22 protein-coding genes are annotated in these 19,753 nt (G+C 45.1%); 7 read left to right on the top strand and 15 right to left on the bottom strand.

Annotated elements, in window-relative coordinates; translation table 11 throughout:
• Positions 1 to 7: 7 nt before the first annotated feature.
• From NI462_RS09800 to ubiG, 9 genes are all read right to left on the bottom strand, one after another.
• Complete coding sequence (locus tag NI462_RS09800; protein WP_253160401.1) at positions 8 to 964, bottom strand: sulfonate ABC transporter substrate-binding protein; 957 nt, start codon at positions 962 to 964, stop codon at positions 8 to 10.
• A 333-nt stretch (positions 965 to 1,297) separates the two neighbouring features.
• On the bottom strand, positions 1,298 to 2,641 hold the full coding sequence (gene argA / locus NI462_RS09795; protein ID WP_253160399.1) for an amino-acid N-acetyltransferase: 1,344 nt from the start codon (positions 2,639 to 2,641) through the stop codon (positions 1,298 to 1,300).
• A 132-nt stretch (positions 2,642 to 2,773) separates the two neighbouring features.
• A complete protein-coding gene (locus NI462_RS09790) occupies positions 2,774 to 3,160 on the bottom strand; it encodes an RcnB family protein (protein ID WP_253160397.1) in 387 nt (128 codons plus the stop codon).
• 241 nt (positions 3,161 to 3,401) lie between these two features.
• Complete coding sequence (locus NI462_RS09785; protein ID WP_005105288.1) at positions 3,402 to 3,788, bottom strand: RcnB family protein; 387 nt, start codon at positions 3,786 to 3,788, stop codon at positions 3,402 to 3,404.
• A 315-nt stretch (positions 3,789 to 4,103) separates the two neighbouring features.
• The gene (locus tag NI462_RS09780; protein ID WP_005105291.1) at positions 4,104 to 4,259 is read right to left on the bottom strand and encodes a hypothetical protein; all 156 of its coding nucleotides are present in this window, start codon (positions 4,257 to 4,259) and stop codon (positions 4,104 to 4,106) included.
• A gap of 184 nt (positions 4,260 to 4,443) precedes the next feature.
• Positions 4,444 to 4,863, bottom strand: a complete 420-nt coding sequence (locus NI462_RS09775; RefSeq protein WP_005261496.1) for a hypothetical protein — start codon at positions 4,861 to 4,863, stop codon at positions 4,444 to 4,446.
• Between the two features lie 156 nt (positions 4,864 to 5,019).
• Positions 5,020 to 5,766, bottom strand: a complete 747-nt coding sequence (locus NI462_RS09770) for a YciK family oxidoreductase (RefSeq protein WP_005094903.1) — start codon at positions 5,764 to 5,766, stop codon at positions 5,020 to 5,022.
• A 39-nt stretch (positions 5,767 to 5,805) separates the two neighbouring features.
• Positions 5,806 to 6,495 (bottom strand): HAD family hydrolase, encoded by a 690-nt coding sequence (locus tag NI462_RS09765; RefSeq protein WP_004281234.1) that lies wholly within the window; start codon positions 6,493 to 6,495, stop codon positions 5,806 to 5,808.
• Positions 6,492 to 7,220: a bifunctional 2-polyprenyl-6-hydroxyphenol methylase/3-demethylubiquinol 3-O-methyltransferase UbiG gene (gene ubiG, locus NI462_RS09760; RefSeq protein ID WP_253160394.1), complete on the bottom strand. Its 729-nt coding sequence runs from the start codon at positions 7,218 to 7,220 to the stop codon at positions 6,492 to 6,494. Before ubiG ends, NI462_RS09765 begins: the two co-directional genes overlap by 4 nt.
• A 227-nt stretch (positions 7,221 to 7,447) precedes the next feature.
• Here ubiG and NI462_RS09755 point away from each other — a divergent pair, with 227 nt between their 5' ends.
• Positions 7,448 to 8,062 (top strand): thiol:disulfide interchange protein DsbA/DsbL, encoded by a 615-nt coding sequence (locus NI462_RS09755; protein WP_253160392.1) that lies wholly within the window; start codon positions 7,448 to 7,450, stop codon positions 8,060 to 8,062.
• A 54-nt stretch (positions 8,063 to 8,116) separates the two neighbouring features.
• On the opposite strand, the gene NI462_RS09750 is transcribed toward NI462_RS09755, so the two are convergent.
• Positions 8,117 to 8,818 carry a TetR family transcriptional regulator gene (locus NI462_RS09750; RefSeq protein WP_253160390.1) on the bottom strand — a complete coding sequence of 234 codons (702 nt, stop codon included), beginning with the start codon at positions 8,816 to 8,818 and terminating at the stop codon, positions 8,117 to 8,119.
• Positions 8,819 to 9,028: 210 nt separating this feature from the next.
• Between NI462_RS09750 and rph the strand changes: the two genes are divergently transcribed.
• Both rph and NI462_RS09740 read left to right on the top strand, forming a co-directional pair.
• Positions 9,029 to 9,745 carry a ribonuclease PH gene (gene rph / locus NI462_RS09745; RefSeq protein ID WP_004281238.1) on the top strand — a complete coding sequence of 239 codons (717 nt, stop codon included), beginning with the start codon at positions 9,029 to 9,031 and terminating at the stop codon, positions 9,743 to 9,745.
• Between the two features lie 136 nt (positions 9,746 to 9,881).
• The gene (locus NI462_RS09740) at positions 9,882 to 10,124 is read left to right on the top strand and encodes a hypothetical protein (protein ID WP_253160387.1); all 243 of its coding nucleotides are present in this window, start codon (positions 9,882 to 9,884) and stop codon (positions 10,122 to 10,124) included.
• Positions 10,125 to 10,224: 100 nt separating this feature from the next.
• On the opposite strand, the gene nadC is transcribed toward NI462_RS09740, so the two are convergent.
• Positions 10,225 to 11,070, bottom strand: coding sequence for a carboxylating nicotinate-nucleotide diphosphorylase (gene nadC, locus NI462_RS09735; protein WP_253160385.1), 846 nt, complete (start codon positions 11,068 to 11,070; stop codon positions 10,225 to 10,227).
• Between the two features lie 182 nt (positions 11,071 to 11,252).
• On the opposite strand from nadC, the gene ampD reads away from it, so the two are divergent.
• Both ampD and murJ read left to right on the top strand, forming a co-directional pair.
• Positions 11,253 to 11,843, top strand: a complete 591-nt coding sequence (ampD, locus tag NI462_RS09730) for a 1,6-anhydro-N-acetylmuramyl-L-alanine amidase AmpD (RefSeq protein ID WP_253160382.1) — start codon at positions 11,253 to 11,255, stop codon at positions 11,841 to 11,843.
• A 60-nt stretch (positions 11,844 to 11,903) separates the two neighbouring features.
• Positions 11,904 to 13,454 carry a murein biosynthesis integral membrane protein MurJ gene (murJ, locus tag NI462_RS09725; RefSeq protein ID WP_253112637.1) on the top strand — a complete coding sequence of 517 codons (1,551 nt, stop codon included), beginning with the start codon at positions 11,904 to 11,906 and terminating at the stop codon, positions 13,452 to 13,454.
• Between the two features lie 123 nt (positions 13,455 to 13,577).
• Here murJ and NI462_RS09720 read toward each other — a convergent pair whose 3' ends face one another.
• A complete protein-coding gene (locus tag NI462_RS09720; RefSeq protein ID WP_004647174.1) occupies positions 13,578 to 13,736 on the bottom strand; it encodes a DUF1328 domain-containing protein in 159 nt (52 codons plus the stop codon).
• A 192-nt stretch (positions 13,737 to 13,928) separates the two neighbouring features.
• Between NI462_RS09720 and NI462_RS09715 the strand changes: the two genes are divergently transcribed.
• Positions 13,929 to 14,381 carry a YcgN family cysteine cluster protein gene (locus NI462_RS09715; protein WP_004281244.1) on the top strand — a complete coding sequence of 151 codons (453 nt, stop codon included), beginning with the start codon at positions 13,929 to 13,931 and terminating at the stop codon, positions 14,379 to 14,381.
• A gap of 19 nt (positions 14,382 to 14,400) precedes the next feature.
• On the opposite strand, the gene NI462_RS09710 is transcribed toward NI462_RS09715, so the two are convergent.
• Positions 14,401 to 16,539: a putative bifunctional diguanylate cyclase/phosphodiesterase gene (locus NI462_RS09710; RefSeq protein WP_253160379.1), complete on the bottom strand. Its 2,139-nt coding sequence runs from the start codon at positions 16,537 to 16,539 to the stop codon at positions 14,401 to 14,403.
• Positions 16,540 to 16,802: 263 nt separating this feature from the next.
• On the opposite strand from NI462_RS09710, the gene NI462_RS09705 reads away from it, so the two are divergent.
• Positions 16,803 to 18,077, top strand: coding sequence for a replication-associated recombination protein A (locus NI462_RS09705; RefSeq protein ID WP_253160377.1), 1,275 nt, complete (start codon positions 16,803 to 16,805; stop codon positions 18,075 to 18,077).
• 302 nt (positions 18,078 to 18,379) lie between these two features.
• On the opposite strand, the gene purC is transcribed toward NI462_RS09705, so the two are convergent.
• Together purC and NI462_RS09695 are read right to left on the bottom strand one after the other, a co-directional pair.
• The gene (purC, locus tag NI462_RS09700) at positions 18,380 to 19,099 is read right to left on the bottom strand and encodes a phosphoribosylaminoimidazolesuccinocarboxamide synthase (RefSeq protein WP_004281247.1); all 720 of its coding nucleotides are present in this window, start codon (positions 19,097 to 19,099) and stop codon (positions 18,380 to 18,382) included.
• 37 nt (positions 19,100 to 19,136) lie between these two features.
• Complete coding sequence (locus tag NI462_RS09695; RefSeq protein ID WP_253160374.1) at positions 19,137 to 19,742, bottom strand: lipoprotein-34 precursor (NlpB); 606 nt, start codon at positions 19,740 to 19,742, stop codon at positions 19,137 to 19,139.
• Positions 19,743 to 19,753 lie beyond the last annotated feature (11 nt).

Raw genomic sequence — 19,753 nt, 5'->3', positions numbered from 1 at the left:
TCTGCTGTTATTTAATAATTGCTGCATCAATATTCAGCTTTTGTGGAATCAGCTGCTGCGCATAAAATGCATCGGCGACTTGTTGCTGTTTTTGAATCACGTCAGTGCTGAGAGGTTTAACGCCAAAGCCCATGCGTGAAATAGAGGTTTTTAAGACATCGACGGCCAGACCTGTCGGTTTTTGCAGGAGCTGAGCGGCAGCGTCCTGATTTTTTGCCACCCAGTCCGTGGTCAGATTCAGTTCGTTGACCACCGCCTGTACCACCTGAGGATGGCTTTCTGCGAACTTGCGATCTGCCAGATAGAACTGATGATTGCTCACCACATTTTCACCGCTGGCAATGACACGCGCACCAATTTGATGTTCAGCAGCTGCAAAGAACGGATCCCAGATCACCCAAGCATCGACTGCACCACGTTCAAATGCAGCACGTGCATCGGAAGGTGGTAAATAGATCACTTCGATATCATCAAGGTCAAGCTGGTTGGCTTCCAGAACTTTTAATAGTAAGTAATGCACGTTTGAACCTTTGTTCAGGGCTACCCGTTTGCCTTTCAGATCTTGAATAGACTGAATCGGCGAATCTTTCGGTACAATTAAGGCTTCTGCCTTAGGCGCTTGCGGCTGATTGGCTACATAGACCAGATTTGAGTTGGCCGCCTGGGCAAAAATTGGCGGTGCTTCACCGGCTTCACCAAAAGAGACGCTGCCAACATTCAGGCCCTCAAGCAGTTGTGGGCCGGCCGGAAATTCTACCCATTTCACATTGACCCCTTGCTGTTTTAAGCTGGTTTCCAGCGTGCCGCGTTCTTTTAAAATAGGTAATATGCCGTATTTTTGGAAACCGATATTCAGGGTAATGGTCTCTTCTTTTTTCGAGCAGCCTGAAAGCATCATGACACCCGCCATCGCAGTACCGACTACCACAGTCTTTGCTAAAAACTGAACATGAGATTGGCGCATGAATCAAAACTCCCGAAAATGACAAACTAGTGAATGAAAACTTAGACACACGCTAATCGTTTTTGTTTTTTCAAAAAAATAACTATTCAGGAATTTCTAATGAAGAAAAAAGATAAATAAAAAAGCGCAAAACTTATGCAGAAAAGTGATTTATATAAAAATGAAGATTTAATATTTAAATTAATCAAACCTATGAAATTTATAGTTATTTTTTTAAATCTAATCTATTGATATGTTTAGCTAAAAACGAGTAATAGAATTTTAAAATTTAAAGCGAGATTGCCAGATATCTTTATCTAAAATTAAGCTAAGGCACTGAAAGAAAAAGCCACTTTAAAGTGACTTTTTGCAAACAATTGAATTACGTTGATAATTGTAAAATGCCTGACGGGCATCCGGCAGGTCATCGACTGAAGCCGGTTCAAAGCCTTGTTCCAGAAACCAGTGCGCGGTGCGGGTAGTTAAAATAAACAGTTGCTGAATCTGCATGCTTTTGGCTTTTTCTTCTAGATAATGCAGGATCTGGCTACCCCGATTAGACTTGCGATAACTGGGATGTACCGCAACACAGGCAATTTCTGCAGAACGCAATTCATCCCCTGTCGTCGGAATCGGGTAGAGGGCGGCACAGGCCAGAATCATGCCGTCCCGTTCGATTACGGCAAACTGGTTGATTTCATTTTCCAGGCGTTCACGCGAACGATAGACCAGAATGCCTTCTTCTTCCAGTGGACGCAGCAAACCGATCAGGCCGCCAACATCCTGAATATCGGCCATCCGCACTTCTTCATAATGCGCGTCGGTGACCAGAGTTCCGGAACCATCCCGGGTGAACAGCTCTTCCAGCAGGGCACCATCATAGGCATAAGAAATCAGATGCACCCGATGTACGCCGTTCATTGAGGCTTCCTGTGCGGCTTTCACTTGTAGTCCTCTTTCAAGCGCATCTTGTTCGACCGGAATAAAATCATCCAGTTGTTGCGGTGTCACTTCGCGTTTGAGTTGGCCGTTACTGTCCATCAGACCATGCTGCTTACCGAGAAAAATCAGTTTATCTGCCTTAAGGCGAATCGCAGTTTTGGTAGCAACTTCTTCAGCCAGCAGATTAAAAACTTCTCCGGTAGTGGAATAACCGGTCGAGCCAAGCACCACAATATTATGACTGTCCAGATGGCGCTGAATCGCATCGGTATCAACCGCGCGCACTTCACCGGTCAACTGAAAATCGATACCATCGCGGATGCCATACGGCTTGGCGGTGACAAAATTCCCTGAAACGGTATCAATCCGGGCGCCATACATCGGCGAATTGGCCAGTCCCATAGACAGCAGTGCTTCAATTTGTAGGCGGATCGAACCGACGGCATTCATCACGCAGCTTAAAGATTCACGTGTGGTGACCCGACGCTGCTGGTAAAAAGGCGTCGTAATCTGGCTTTGAGCCAGATTCTGGTTAATTTGCGGACGTGCACCATGTACCAGAATCAGCCGAATGCCCAAAGAATGTAATAAAGCAATATCGTGAATAATATGCTGAAAGTTATCATTTAAGACCGCTTCGCCATCAAACATGATTACAAAGGTTTTGTTGCGATGCGCATTGATATAAGGCGCAGAATGGCGAAACCAGTGCACATATTGCAAGGTTGTGCTTTGTGACGTTTCCGCTGAAGTCATGCTGTGCCCATTTCAATGATTGAAGATCCAGCTTTGATTCTAATGAAAAAAAATGCAAGTGGAAATGCAGATATAAAAAAACACCTGAAGGGGACTTCAGGTGTCTGCAAGACGAGCAGTAATGGAGAAAGCTTAGTTAATGATTCGTACAATTTTGTTGGTGCGTTCATTCACCAGAACGTAGTCATTGTTGACTTTGTACCATTGCTGGAAACGGCCGGTATTTGGTAAACGGCGTGCTTCGCGATCACTCACTTCAAAACGGTTGTTGTCATATTGACGAGGTAAAGTTTGTCCTACGCGCCAGTCACGGCTTGGATTGACCATACGGTTGTTATGACGGCGGTCATCATTCCAGCGACGGTCGTCATTCCATTTCTTGCTATCTTTAGCATTCCAGTGTGGCGCCGGTTTATGCGGATTATGGTCATAACGCGAGTCATACTGTGGTGCTGCCATTGCAGAAGTAGCTAACAAAGCACTTAGAGATAACGCGATTGTAGTTAAGACCTTTTTCATGGCTCTCACCTTAAGATGTATATCTAATTTCGATGAGACTAAATTAGCGAACAAGTACATAGAAAGCGTGAGGGCTATTTAGTTAAATTGTTAAATTCATGAAGAAATTTAGTAGATGAATCACGCAGTCTAAAAACTGGAATAGCAGCAAGATTTGCGGATAAAAATTTCAGCCAGTGAAATAAAAAAGCCCAAACATCGTTGGGCCTTAAAGAAGATTAAATGTGAATACACTTCTGAACTAGTCACCCACGATGCGGATAATGCTGTTGTTTTCAGAATCCACCAGAATGTAGTCATTATTGACTTTGTACCATTGCTGCTTGCGGTCAGGTCGAGGCAGGCGATGGTCTTTGTATTCAACTTTATAGCCATTGCCACGATAATGCTGTGGCATTACATAACCCGGCTGCCAGCGTAACTGTTGCAGGCGTTTCACCCCACGTTCTTCACGCATACGGCGGTTATCCTGTTGCTCTTCCTCTCGGAACTCACGGGCTTTCTTCTTGTCATGACCATGACGTGAATCCATACGGGATTCATCATTGAAATGAGGGGCAGCGATGACGACATTGCTCAGCATGAATGTACTGCAAGAAATTGCCAGTGCCACCAAAACCTTTTTCATGTTGAACCCTCATTAAATTGTTCATCTTCTACAGTGCCTAATGTACGGAAAAATTGCAGAGAAACTGTGAAGAACAGGCACAATTTTTATAACAAATGCAGAGATATTATGATGATGTCATGTTTTTACATGACTTTAGGCGACGGCATCACTTCTATAAAGTAGCCTACCGAGCTATGTCCTTATCTCATCAAAGCAAGGGCCAATATGCAAGCGAAAATCGATGACTTAGCTCAAAAAAACAGCATTGAATCAGCAAGAAAAAAGTTCATGATTTACTGAAACGGCAAAGAATTTTGCCAGTTTAGTTTGAGATTAATTCCATTGTTCTGCCAAACCCTGCAAGGACTGGATTGCTTCAGCCACCGATTCAGCTTGAAGAGCATCATCAAGTGCCACAATCAAGGCTTCAGATAACTGCAACTGTTCAATCCGGTGAATGGTTTCAATTTTACGTTTTTGGTCAGCCATGCTGCGCTCGTGATTTGATCTATCTGTGGTTCAAGAAAGCATAGTTTAATGAGTTTGATTTGGAAAACCGTATAATTTTATATATTTAATATGTAAATCCGATTTATTGTTATTTTTGTAGGATTTTAAGAAAAAAAAGGGCACGTTATCGAAAAGTGCCCAAGATTATTCAATGACCTGACTTTTAATAAGCGTAGTTCAGGTCAGTATAATCGTTGAGTGATTTTTGCACATGCGCCTGAATAAAGGCACGTACATCTTCGGCCGTCATGGCTTTACCCTGATTGCTGATGACATGCTCGATTTCAGGTTGTCCTTCAATTTGAATGCGATAAACAAAATGCTTGGCCAGACGATAACAATCGTCTAATTTTTCAATGCCAGTCACATAATAATACGCATGTTCAAAATTCAGATCCTGATGTGAAAATACAAATTGCTCGAACAATTTGAGTTTCTGGGCATTTTCGAGTGCTTTGATGTCATCCACGATACTGGCTTCAAACTTGGTGCCGTATTTTTCTGAAATAGGCTGTTGATCAATCAGCAGCGACACCATGCCATCGTCTAAATGGGTCACCGTAATATTGTTTAATTCAGTCATGATGCACTCGAGTGAAATATAGTGGGGCTTAGTATGCTGTTATTTTAATGAAACTCAATGCGAGCGGGGTGAACTTACTTAAGATTTATGCGCTGAATATGACTAAAAATGAAATAAAAAGGGAGCGATTGCTCCCTGAATGACAGACAGAATAATTTAATCCTGTGCATCAATACTCTGGCCATTCATATGCAGGCTGTCATTACCCATCAAATATAGATAAGCCGGCATGATTGAATCGGGGGTAGGCAGGGTTTTCGGATCTTCATTCGGATAGGCCTTGGCGCGCATGGCAGTCCGCGTTGCCCCGGGATTGATGCAGTTATAACGGATATTCGGATGTACCTGCTCTTTGGCAAATAACTGGCTTACCGCTTCAATAGCAATTTTAGAAACCGAATACGCACCCCAGCGTTCGCGGGCTTCGCGGCCTACACCTGAGCTGGCAAAAACCACTGAAGCATGTTCAGATTTGGATAATAGCGGCAGCAGGGCCTGGGTCATGACAAAGGGTGCACGCAGATTGACCGCCATCACATCATCCCAGACGTTGACCGGATAATCCGCCAAGGGAACCCGTTCACCTAAAATGCCGGCATTGTGCAGAATGCCGTCCAGACGACCAAACTGACGGTCTAGCGTATCGAGCAAAAGCTCATAATCACGTTCTGAAGCACTCGACAGTTGTAGCGGCAAGATGGCAGGTTGTGGCGCACCCAAACTTTCAATTTCATCATAAATGACTTCGAGTTTGTTTAAGGTACGCCCATGCAACACTACAGTTGCGCCATGCAAGGCATAACTAATTGCTGCTGCACGTCCAATGCCATCGCCCGCACCTGTGATCAGGATGATTCGATCCTTGAGCAGATCGGGGCGAGGTTGATATGCTGAATATTTCATTATCTACCTCCTCACTTCTTATTATTTAGTGTTAAGCGTTCAAGATACCGCAGTATGCTGCTTCAGTACCAGTGTCTGAATCAATTGATGTAATTCTGTCACAGTATGCACGATATGGTCGGCCTGCCAGGCATTTAAATCGTCTTTGTATTGCAACGGCAAATAACCATAAGCAGCCAGAATGGTCAGCATCTGGGCATGACGGCCGGCATCAATATCTCGGGGATGATCTCCGACATAGATACAGTCTTCCGCGGCAAGATTCAGTTGCTTGGCTGCCAGATACATCGGTTCAGGATCGGGTTTGGTCCGAGTGACATCTTCCGGACATACCAGCACTGCGCAGCGTTCACTCAGGTTCAGCGCTTGCAGTAAAGCCTCGCTGAGCCAGCGCGGTTTATTGGTCACAATCCCCCAAGGAATGTCATTTTCCTCTAGCTGTTCAAGTAATGGATACATGCCATCAAACAGATCGGTATCGACCGCAATATCTGCGCCGTACATGTCCAGAAAGCGCTGACGGTGTTGCAGAAAGACCGGATCTTCTAGTTGCAGTTCCGGATAAACCAGTTTCACCATAGCGCGAGCGCCTTCGGAGACCTGGGTACGAATCAGCTCGGGTGCAACTAGTGGGCGGCCTTCTTCACGGCACATCTGCTGGATAATTCGGATAAAATCGGCAGCGGTATCAATCAGGGTTCCATCTAGGTCAAATAAAACGGCTTTCATGCTGTGGTCTCTGCTGCGCTATCTTTCACGGTATAAACCATGTAGTTCACATCAACATTCGGTGCCAGCCAATAACGCTTGGTCAGCGGATTATAGTGCAGACCGGTCATGTCTTTAAGCTTTAAACCCGAGTTGCGAATGTCATGTGCCAGTTCGGACGGCTTGATAAATTTGCTGTAATCATGGGTGCCTTTGGCCAGCATGCGCAAGACATATTCTGCCCCGATAATCGCAAATAAATAGGACTTTGGATTACGGTTAATGGTCGAGAAGAACACATGACCACCTGGCTTGACCAGTTTATGACAGGCCTGAATAATCGATGCCGGATCTGGCACATGCTCCAGCATTTCCATGCAGGTCACGATGTCATATTGGCCAGCCTGTTCCTCTGCCAGTTGCTCGACCGGCACCTGACGATATTCAATATTGCTCACGCCTTCCTGTTCGGCATGGATGCGTGCCACATTCAGTGGGGCTGCACCCATATCAATCCCGAGCACATCGGCCCCGCGTCGCGCCATGCTTTCGGCCAGAATGCCGCCGCCACAGCCGACATCCAGCACTTTTTTGCCGCTTAAGCCTCCGGCATGTTCATCAATCCAGTTTAAACGCAGTGGATTAATCATGTGCAAGGGGCGGAACTCGGAATGCTGATCCCACCATATAGCTGCAAATGCTTCAAACTTGGCAATTTCTTGTGGATCAACATTCAATTGCGACATCGGTATCACCTCAATCAGTCGTGATTAGCTAAAAATATGTACGTGCCGAATGGCCAGAGAAACTGATTTAAAACCTTGAAAATCAGTCCGATGGTTTAGTGTAGCGATTCTGGCAGAAAAAGCGATAAAAGCAGCAAAAAAGTTCACAGAATGAAAACGAAACCGGCATAATTGATTTATAGTGAACACATAAACTAAGCATAATGATTTAGAGGACGATAATCCGAATGAAAAAATTCCTTTTAGGCGCTGTTGCCACATCTGTTTTGGCCTTTTCAGGCAATGCTATGGCCAATTTTGTGGCAGGTCAGGACTATCAGGTGGTTGCAAAACCAGTCAAAGTCGAAAAACCGGGCAGAATTGAGGTACGTGAATTCTTCTGGTACGGCTGTGGTCATTGTTTCGCGCTTGAACCACATATGCAGGGCTGGTTGAAAAAATTACCAAAAGATGTACGTTTTGTACGTACGCCGGCTGCAATGAATCCACTCTGGGAGCAGGCAGCGCGTGCTTATTATGTGTCTGAAGCATTGGGTGTGCGTCAAAAAGCACATTTACAATTATTCCATGATATTCATGATAAGCAACGTCCAATTTTAGAACAGGCGCAATTGGCCAAGTTCTATACCCGCTATGGTATTCCTGAAGCGAAATTTAACAGCACTTATAAATCTTTCCCGATCACTTCGAAAATTGCCCAAGCCAAAAATCTGGCTGCTCAGTATCAGTTAAGTGGTGTTCCGGCAGTGACCGTGAATGGTAAATATATTGTGCAGGGTAATGATGCCAAAGTCATTCAGGTGGTGAATTACCTGATCGAGAAAGAGCGTAAAGCCAAATAAGTCTGAACTGACGATCAGTAAAAAAAACCTGCATCATGATGCAGGTTTTTTTATTTAGGCAGGGGGAATGACCGCTTCATTGAGCACAGGGCTTGCGGTTTCAACTGTTTTGGAAGGTCGCCGGTACCAGTGCAAAATGCCACGTAGCAAGAGCTGCATCTGTAGCACGCTTTGGGTTTTAAAGGCATTGGATTGAGCGCGGCGCAGCTCTGGATCAACCTGATGCTGCAGATGAATCCAGCCCATGGCCCAGTTCAGGGACAGTTCAATCAGCATCTGTGCCAGAGCCTGCAAGTCCTGTGATGCCTGAATATGTCGGGTAGATTGCATCTTGGCCAGTTCATGCATGACATCTTCAGCCAGAAAATGAATTTCCCGTTCAATGCCGACACGTAACACGTCCGAACCGCCCCAACGTTCTGCCACAAAAAAAATCCAGGGTTCAGGATGATATTCGACGGCCTGAAAGAAGAGCTCAAGCCCGGTGTGGGTTCGGGTATTCGGCTGATACAGATAAGCCTGCCCCAGCTGATTGAGTACGCCCTTGATATGAATCGCAACCTGATCCAGCAATTCCAGACCCAACTGGTTCATATCCTGAAAGTGCCGATAGAACGCCGTCGGTACTACTCCGACTGCATTCGCGACTTCACGTAGGCTGATCGTGCTGAAAGCGCGGCCCTGACTGCTGAATGCTAGTGTCGCATCGAGTAGTGCCTGATGACTTTGCTGCTTGCGATCTTCACGTAAGGACATAAATGGGTTTCCTGTCACTGGCTTCCCTCATAGGGAGTTTTAGTCTAGCAAAAATTAAATCAAATCGTAGTGCCACAGATCGGCAGAATTTTGACATCTCGTAGCGAGCTGATGCATTGATTTTGTAAATGAATCACCAGGCTGCCTAATCTTGGCAAAGGCTTCTGCTATACTGAGCCGCAATTATTTTGAACCCATACAGGACTTATTATGCGTATCGACCAGCGAGCATTAGATCAATTACGTGAAGTGAAAATTACCCGTAACTATACACGTTATGCGGAAGGCTCTGTATTGGTTGAATTTGGTCATACCAAAGTACTCTGTACTGCCAGTGTGGATAGTTCTGTACCGCGTTTCCTCAAAGGTCAGGGCCAAGGCTGGGTGACTGCTGAATATGGCATGTTGCCACGTTCAACTCATACCCGTAGTGACCGTGAAGCGGCACGTGGCAAACAGAGTGGCCGTACTCAGGAAATTCAGCGTCTGATTGGTCGTAGCTTGCGCTCAATGGTCGATCTGAAAAAACTCGGTGAAAATACCATTACTATCGACTGTGACGTAATTCAGGCTGATGGCGGCACCCGTACTGCAGCGATTACTGGTGCTGCGGTGGCTTTGGTCGATGCCATGAACGTCTTGCTGGAAAGAAAAAAAATCAAACATGATCCATTAAAAGGTTTGGTGGCTGCGGTTTCTGTGGGTATTTTTAAAGATGAAGTTTTACTGGATCTTTGCTATGAAGAAGATTCAAACTGTCAAACCGATTTGAACGTGGTGATGACTCAGGCCGGTGAATTTATTGAAATTCAAGGTACTGCAGAAGATAAGCCATTTACCCGTGCACAATCGAATGCCATGCTGGAAATGGCTGAGAAAGGTATTCAGGAATTGGTGAAAAAACAGCAAGAAGCTTTAGGCTGGTAATCCATCCCATGTTGAGAAACGCATCTACGGATGCGTTTTTTTATGCCTGAAATTTCAGCAATTGCTGTATGAAAAAACTGCATCACAAAGCTTCATCACAAAAATCCGACATGAATCGGCTATATCTGAACCGGTTTTGCATCGATATTGGATCAGGCGAGATCACAATGAGGAATGCGGCATGAAACAGTGGCTTTGTGCAATTTCATTGCTGGGCGTGTTTGGATTAACTGCCTGTGACTGGGGTAATAATCGTGAAGATGACGAGCGTTCAGTATTAAATCAGGATCGTGATGAGGATAACGGAAGATATAACGACCGTGATGGTGACGATGATGACCGCGATCGTCGAGGTAATCGGGACGACGACGATGATTAAGGTCTAAAATAGAAAATTGAGCAAAATATGCGCAAAAAAATTTTCTAAAAATAAAAAAAGGGTGCTTCGCACCCTCTACGGTCATCTATCCCATTTAGGCTTAAGCATTGAAACGCATCGACAGATCAATGGCTTTGACATCTTTGGTCAGCACGCCCATGGAAATATAATCTACTCCGGTACTCGCGACTTCACGTAAATTATCAATGGTGATATTACCTGAGGCTTCCAGTTTGCAGCGACCGGCCACATGTTGCACCGCGTCGATCATCTGCTGCTGACTGAAATTATCCAGCATCACAATATCAGCATGGGCTTCGAGTGCCTGATTCAGCTCCTCCCAGGTTTCGACTTCAACTTCGACAGGCTTACCCGGTGCAATTTGATGGGCCTTGGCAATCGCCTGCGCAATGCCACCCGCTGCCATAATATGATTTTCTTTAATCAAGAAGGCATCAAACAGGCCCAAACGGTGATTCTGGCCACCGCCAATGGCCACGGCATATTTTTGTGCGATACGCAGACCCGGAAGCGTTTTACGAGTATCTAATAATTTGGTGTTTAAACCTTGCAGCTCTTTGACATAGTGGGCGGTTTTAGTCGCAACCGCAGACAGCGTCTGGACAAAGTTTAGCGCAGGGCGCTCCACGGTGAGTAAGCTACGTGCAGATCCGGCCAGTTTTAAAAATGCTTGATTGGCTTGAACATGATCGCCATCATTTTTCAGCCAGATCACTTCAATACTTGGATCATAGGCCTGAATCAAGGCATTTACCCAAGGCTGGCCGGCCAAAACCATGTCTTCACGGCTAATGATAGTGGCAGTGGCCTGTTCATCTTCAGGAGTCAGCAGGGCGGTAATATCGCCTTCACCGATATCTTCTGAAAGTGCTTGTTGAATATTGATCTGAATGGACTGGTCTAGCAAAGCTTGAGATATGCGCATGAGTATTTCCGTATCTTTTTTAAGCCGTGAAAATTGCGCCTTATCTTAGCACCGTTACATAAAAGATGAGCGATTTTTCATCCAGTTTGCTGGGATGAATTGAGATTTCTCCTTGAAAGTTTTAGCATGAAGCCGGCTGCAATGCTGATCTTGCAGATTTTATTTTTGGGGAGAACGGTTTTATGCAACAGGCAGCTGAGTTTCAGGTCAAGGACGGGCAACTAATCGGTGCACGTCAAATCCCGTCTCCCAATTTTAATCAGCGGCCAGAACGGACCGAGATTCAATTGCTGGTGATTCACAATATCAGCCTGCCACCTTCACAGTTTGGCGGTGGTTATATTGAACAGTTTTTTCAGAATCAGCTGGACTGGTCCGTACATCCTTATTTTCAAACCATTGAAGGGATGCAGGTGTCGACCCATCTGCTAATTTTAAGAACGGGAGAAGTACTGCAATTTGTTAATTTCAATGACCGTGCCTGGCATGCCGGCCGCTCGAGCTATTTGGGCAAAAAAGAATGTAATGATTATTCGATCGGGATCGAACTGGAAGGCAGTGATGACTTGCCTTTTGCAGCTGAACAATATCAGGCCTTGGTAAAAGTCACGGCCTGTCTGCAACAGCATTATTCCAAGATTCAGCAGCATATTGCCGGACATTCGGATATTGCACCGGGCCGCAAGACCGATCCGGGACCATATTTTAACTGGGCTGATTTTCGTGCACAGTTACAGCATTATAAAAACACCTCAAGCTCGCTTGAGCGATGAAATTAAGCAATGAACTTCTGACAAAAGTTTCATTACAATAGCCACAAATTTATACATTAGGTGAATAGGATGGCGCTTTGGCGTTCGACCGTCATTGTCAGTGCGATGACCATGTTGTCACGCGTACTGGGATTGGTTCGAGATATTGTTTTACTGAATGTCTTTGGTGCTGGTAAAGACTTCGATACCTTCGTAGTCGCATTTCGTATTCCAAACTTTTTCAGGCGTTTATTTGCCGAAGGCGCATTTTCACAGGCATTTATTCCGGTACTGACTGAATATAAAACCAGTCGCACGCATACCGAAGTCCAGATCCTGATTAGCCGGGTGTTTGGCTGTCTGGCCACGGTCATGACCACGCTTACCATGGTCGCGATCATTGCTGCGCCATTGATTATGTATATCTATGCGCCCGGTTTCCATAGCGATCCTGAAAAGTTCGCTCTGGCGACCGACATGTTCCGCCTGACCATTCCTTATTTGCTGTTCATGTCACTGACGGCTTTTGCCAGCAGTATTCTGAACAGTTATGGCTCTTTTAGTACCCCGGCATTTGCGCCGGTCTTGCTGAATGTGGCGATGATTGCCGGGGCGCTCTGGCTTACGCCTTATATGGCCGAGCCGATTATGGCGCTGGGCTGGGCTGTGATCATTGCCGGTATTTTACAGCTGGCGATCCAAATTCCTGAATTGTGGCGTAAAAATCTGCTGATTCCACCGAAAATTGACTTCAAGCATGAAGGCGTTGATCGCATCATGAAGTTGATGCTGCCGGCATTATTTGGTGTATCTGTCACGCAAATTAACCTGCTATTAAATACCATCTGGGCCTCATTCATGCAGGATGGTTCGGTGTCCTGGCTGTATAGTGCCGAGCGTATGACCGAATTGCCACTAGGTCTGATCGGTGTTGCAATTGGTACCGTGATTTTGCCGTCGTTATCGGCACGGCATACTGAACAGAACCCAGAAAAATTCCGTGGCATGATGGACTGGGCAGCTAAAGTCATTGTGATGGCAGGCCTACCCGCCAGTATTGCACTGTTTATGCTGTCGACCCCGATTATTCAGGCCCTGTTTGAACGTGGCCAATTCACCTTTGAAGATACCCAGATGACGGCTTTGGCGCTGCAATGTATGAGCGGTGGTGTGATTGCCTTTATGTTGATTAAAGTCTTTGCACCCGGTTTTTATGCAAAGCAGGATACCAGAACCCCGGTGCGTGTCGGTTTGATGGCTGTGGCGGCCAATGCGATTCTGAACGTGATTTTTATTGGTTTCTTCAAGCTGATTGACTGGGAAGCAGAGCATATGGCGCTTGCACTGGCATCGACGGGTTCAGCGATGGTCAATGCCGGTTTGCTTTATTATTATCTGCATAAGCGTGATATTTTCCGTTTTGGTTCGCACTGGAAAAAAATCTTCCTGCAATTCATGTTTGCCAATGTGGTGATGATTGCAGCTCTGGCCTATGCCCTGAGTTGGTATAACGCAGATGTATCACAATGGATGCGTGTCTTAGAAGTATTGATCTTATGTGTTGTCGGTGTGGTGGCATATGTTGCAGCCTTGCTGGTGGCAGGTTTTAGACCACGTCATTTAAAGCCTTAAGCTTATATTGAACGAAGCATGCCTGATCAAAACAGATCATTAAAATACCCATAAAAAAACAAGAGCCAGAAGGCTCTTGTTTTTTGAAAGCTAACACTTGCTTTGAAAAGGTCTAGCGTAAATCTAGACCTTGCCGCGCGAAAGAAAACCAACGATCGCAAGAATCACCGCAATTACCAACAAGATAATCGCAAAATCCTTAGACAAGCCTGCGACGCCACCGAAACCAAGTAGACTCGCAATTAATGCAATAACAGCAAAAATAATAGCCCAGCGAAACATATATATTCTCCATGTGTTTTTATTTTCAAATTTAGTATAGAAATAAACGATTCCAGCGACTGTTAGTGTTGTGTTGATGAACTGTCTCTGATTTAACAATAGTTTACGTGATAACAATAAAAATTTGAGACAGTAGGTCTGCAGGGTTCTGGCTGTTATAATCAGCTGATTTTTGAATATTCCGGCCCGATCATGAGCGATACTTTACGTCCCGAATTCTGGAAAAACTATTCACTTGCTGAACTGACGCAAGTCGAGTGGGAGGCCTTGTGTGATGGTTGTGGATTATGTTGTCTGATTAAACTGGAAGATGAAGATACTCAGGAAGTCGCATATACCAAAGTGGCTTGCAAACTGCTGGATTGTAGCACTGCGCGTTGTTCCAATTATCCGGATCGCCTGCAATATGTGCCGGACTGTATTCAGCTCACGCCAGAGAAGCTGGAAACGATTCACTGGTTGCCTTCGAGTTGTGCCTATCGTCGGGTAGAGCAGGGTAAAAGCCTGCCATCCTGGCATTATCTGATTAGCGGTTCACGGGAAAGTGTGATTCAGGCACGCAAGTCGGCAGCAGGGCGCTGCCTGACTGAAAGCGATATTCATGAAGATGACATCGAAGACTATATCGTACGCTGGGTGCGTTAAATCTGCCTACGTGATTCGTTTATTGATCTGCCGGATGGAGTAGGGCCTGGGCCGAAGCACCGGCCATCGGACGATAGAAATAAAATCCCTGTCCAATCTGACAGTCACAATGGATCAGGGTGTCCAGCTGTTCTGTATTCTCAATTCCTTCGACCAGAACATCCAGTGCAATACTGGAGCCAATCTGGGTAATGGCTTTGACAATGGCCAGGGCAGATGGGTCACTGTTCATGCGTTCTACAAAGTTGCGGTCAATCTTGATGCAACCCACCGGATAGTCCTGCAAGCGGGTCAGCGAAGAATGTCCAGTGCCGAAATCATCCAGCGAAATCTGGATTCCGGCCTGTTTCAGCAGGTTCAGGGCGCGAACCACATAATTGGCACCATGTTCGGATAGGCTCTGCTCGGTAATTTCTAGTTCAATTTTATGTGCGGGAATATCAAAGTTGGACAGGCGTGCCAACAGTTTTTCGGCATAGTCATCGCGCAGGAATTCGACCGGTGCAGCATTGATGGAAATCGGTAACAGATCCAGACCTTGTGCCTGCCAGCGACTCATATCTGCAAAGACTTTCAGTTGCATGGTCTCACTGATGCGTGAGGCCAGCTCATAGTCCTGAAAGGCAGCAAAAATTTCGGAAGGTAACTGAATGTTCTGATTCTGATCTTGCCAGCGTAATAGTGCTTCGAAACCAATCACTGCACCATCAGAAAGACGTACTTTAGGTTGGTAATAGGGAATGATCTGATCGGCCAGAATAATCTTGCGAGCCAGAGTCAGCTGCTTGGTTATATTTTCCAGTGAACCGCACATTTCCTGATTAAACATGCGGATGCCACCACGACCACTATTTTTCAGGTCATTTAAGGCGATATCAGCACATTTCAACAGATTAGAGGTGTTGAGCGCATCTCGTGGATGGATGGCACAGCCAATACTCATGGCACTATTGAGGCTATTGCCAACATAATTGATCGGCTGATCCAGCTGGGCATAGGCCATTTGCGCCGTTGCCAGCAGTTGCTCTTCACTTTCCAGATTTTTCACCAGTACGGCAAATTCATCACCACCCAAACGGGCGATGATGGTATTCGGACCAAAACAGGTCTGGAAGCGTTTGCCTAAGACATGTAACAGATGATCGCCAGCAATATGGCCCAAGGTGTCATTAATATGCCGGAAATAGTCCAGATCAATCAGCAGTAAACCTGCCATGGTCTGTTGCTGTTTGGCTTTTAACAGTACCTGTTTAAAGGTTTTATAGAAGGTACTGCGATTATACAGGCCAGTCAATTCATCGCGTTTAATCACTTCTTTTAAACGGGTTTCTGCGATTTTTTGCTGACTAATATTGCGTGATACACAGAGAATATTTTGGGTAATATTCTGCTGATCCAGAATCGGGGTGAGCAGATGATCCCAATATTGGATTGGTTGATCTTTGATCTGAATTTTGCTGGAAAAACGACTGTTTAAGCCTTGGGCAGCCTGTTTCAGAGCACGTTGTCCGGATTTTCGGGCTTCAGGGGTTAAGCGATTTAACCAGCACAATGAACGGTCTTGATCTTGTTCTGTGGTCTCATTTTCTTGTGCCAGACAGCCAGACTGGTTGCTATGCCGAATCTCACCTTCAGGACTGATAATGTTAATGCAGTCTGCGCTGGCATCCAGCATATTTTCCTGAGTTGAAACGATTTGAGAAAGTTGTTGCTGGATTTCAAAATAATCATGCACATCAGTCAGGGAAACGGCCCATTGCAGCAAATGTTCAGGTTCATGATGAAATTTTACCGCTAGGGTACACATGCGATAATGGGTATCACTGCGTTTAATCCGGCACTGGGTTTCAAAGTTCTGATGCTGATCCAGCGCAGCATGCCACTGCGCTAAAAACAGCTGCAAGTCTTCTGCATGAATAAAGCTCTGCCATTGCGGATGACCCTGTTCATTCAGGTTCACGCCAAGATAATCAGTCAAGGCATCGTTAAAATATTGCAGATGTTTTTTGTTGCTGACCCACAAGGGTTGCGGTAAGGCATCGATCAGATTTTTTAACAAAACCGATTCAGACAAGTGAACGTGGGGTGCAATCAGTGATGATGACGTCAGTGGCTTAGACCGACTCACAGCTCCCTGTTCAAATTTATCATGCTTCATGCATTCACCACTACAACCCAAAAGTGCCCAAGGGGCGAGATAAGTTTCTTTTAATTAGAATAAACAATATGAAAATTACACTGTAATTAATTCACAATTAATCATGTTCAAATTATTCGCTTTTATAGAGATTAATTCATTCAGAATTAAAAAAATAGAGGATATCTCCATAAATTAATTTTTTATGCTTGATGTTTGCATTCTTGGAATCAAAACTGCTGGTGTTAGAATGAGATCAGAATTTAGTTTGAGCCAATAATAACATGTCAGATAGTCATATCCCGCTTCCAGAACGCTTACGGCCACGCGACCTTGCACAGATTATCGGGCAGGAACATTTGCTGGGTGAGCAGGCGCCCTTACGCCAGATGATTGATCAGGGGCATCTACCTTCGATCATTTTCTGGGGACCTCCCGGAGTCGGAAAAACCACCATTGCCTTACTGCTGGCTCAAGCGGTAGACCGGCCTTTTATCAGCCTGTCTGCACTGAATACCGGCGTGAAAGAACTGCGTGAAATCATTGCCGAAGGTGGTGATTTGCTGACGCCAGTGGTATTTATTGATGAAATTCATCGCTTTAATAAATCCCAGCAGGACGCGTTATTAAATGCGGTCGAGAAAGGGAAAATTACCTTAATTGGCGCCACCACTGAAAATCCGTCTTTTGAAGTGAATAGTGCCTTATTGTCACGTTGTCAGGTGTATAGCCTGAATGCATTGAGCGCTGAATCGATTCAGACTTTGTTGACGCAAGCCTTACAAAATGACTCTTTCTTGCAGGAAAGACATATCCTGATTGAAGAATTTGATGCCCTGATCCAGTTTGCGGCAGGAGATGCTCGCAAGGCGCTGAATCTACTGGATCTGATTGCCAGTACCTTTGAAGCGGATATGGAAAATATCATCACCAATGCGGTCGTGGTGAAAGTCGCACAGCAGAATATCGCCCGTTATGACAAGTCCGGTGAGCAGCACTATGATCTGGTCTCGGCCTTTATCAAATCCATTCGCGGCAGTGATCCAGATGCAGCCCTGTACTGGATGGCACGCATGCTCAAAGGCGGTGAAGATCCGGTGTTTATTGCACGGCGTATGCTGATTGCCGCATCTGAAGATATCGGTAATTCCAACCCGAATGCCTTGTTGCTGGCCGGTGAATGTTTCCGTTCGGTACAAGCTGTAGGCATGCCGGAATGCCGGATTATTTTGGGGCAATGTGCAGTTTATCTGGCGACCAGTGCTAAAAGTAACAGTACCTATCTGGCGATTAACAAGGCGATGGAACTCGCAGATAAAACTTCAAATTTGCCAGTGCCTTTGCATTTAAGAAATGCGCCAACCAAGCTGATGAAAGAGCAGGGCTATGGCGTGGATTATCTGTATCCGCATAATTATCCTGAGCATTTTGTGCTACAGGAATATATGCCGCCAGAACTGAAGGATACCAAACTGTATGAATCAGCACGTAATAAACGTGAAGTTGAAGGGGAGCGTTTACAGCAACGCCGTTGGCAACAGCAACAACAGCAGCAATAAAGCTGGGTATCCCAACTAATTGAACAGATTAAAAAAAAGCCCAATTCAAGGCGAATTGGGCTGAAAGTAGGATGTTTTTGAGGGAGATAACATCCTAGAGGGTAGAGGAGAAATTTGGTCGGAAAATATGGAGTAAAGTGCGTCAACTCACTGATTTGCCTGGTATGTGATAATATTAATGCATGTAGTTTTTGATGTAAAAACGATCATTTTAATAATAAAAATTTATTTTTCCGATTAATAGTCGGATATAAAAAACCGAGCTAAAAAGCTCGGTTTTTTCAAATCTGCGTATTTACAGATTAGATGTTGTCTAGATTAATACCTAAACGGCCAGCCACTTCTTCATAGGCTTCAACCACGCCGCCTAAACCTTGACGGAAACGGTCTTTATCCAGTTTTTTCTTGGTGTCTTTGTCCCATAGACGGCAACCGTCTGGAGAGAATTCATCACCCAGTACGATACGGTCATGGAACACGCCGAATTCAAGTTTGAAATCGACCAGAATCATGTTACCTGCATCAAACAATGCTTTAAGCACATCGTTCACTTGGTAAGTCAATTCTTTCATTTTCGCCAATTGTTCAGCAGTTGCCCAACCTAAAGCAATGGCTTGTGATTCATTGACCATTGGATCGCCAAGCGCATCATCTTTAAAGAACAATTCAAATGTTGGAGGAGTCAGTTCCTTGCCTTCTTCCACACCCAAGCGGCGACATAAAGAACCTGCTGCATAGTTACGAATCACACATTCGACCGGGATCATATCCAGTTTTTTCACCAGCACTTCATTTGGAGTCAGTAGCTTTTCAAAGTGGGTCTCAATTCCCGCTTCTGCCAGTTTTTCCATGATGAAGGCGTTAAAACGGTTGTTCACCTTGCCTTTACGATCTAGTTGCTCAATTTTTTCGCCATTGAATGCTGAGGCATCATCGCGAAAGACTAAAATCAGATGGTCTGAACTGTCTGTGGTGTAGACAGATTTCGCTTTACCAGTATAGAGCAAGGTTTGTTTTAACATGAGGGAACCTTTTACAAAAAAAAATGCCTAGAAATGTCTAGGCTGGCCAATTTTGGTAAATCTGGTTAAGCAGTTCTGCGGCTTTTTCACGGTCGGCAAAACTGTTATCGGCATTGAACACAGCGAGGTTATTACTCGAACCGACAGAAGATAATCTTAATACATAGGTCTGCTGGTCGACCTTAATCGTGACTTCGTAACGATTTTTGCTCTGCGCAACGATGCTATGATTCAGACTGCTGAGGGTGGCAAGTGTATATTGCCAAATTGTAGCAGAATTTCCCTCAATTTTAAGCAGCGGATTAAGATTTCCGTCAGTGACCAACTGTGGTTTACCCACCGTATTGGTTTCGGTTAGATCAGCTGTATTTGAGTTTTCATTCTGGGCTTGTGGGCGTGGCAAGGCAAAACGGTTGCCACGCTGGTTTTCAAGTTTCGGTGCATGTTCAATTGCAAGCGGATCAACTGTTGGAGCAGGATACAATGGCGTTGCAGGACGAACCATGGCGCCTTCAGGATATTGTAAAGCTTCCAGGGTAGTAGTCTCTTTATAGTCTAAAGTGCCATTATTAAAGGCCATTGAACTACAACCTGCCAAACTGAATACTGAAAGTGTAAGGCTAAGTCCTAAACGTAATTGCATAATCTTGTGCT

It is taken from the genome of Acinetobacter lwoffii (genome assembly GCF_024129715.1).
GTDB classification, from domain to species: domain Bacteria; phylum Pseudomonadota; class Gammaproteobacteria; order Pseudomonadales; family Moraxellaceae; genus Acinetobacter; species Acinetobacter lwoffii_U.
The sequence above is the reverse complement of the archived record's forward strand: the minus strand, read 5'-3'. Positions and strand labels throughout refer to the sequence as shown.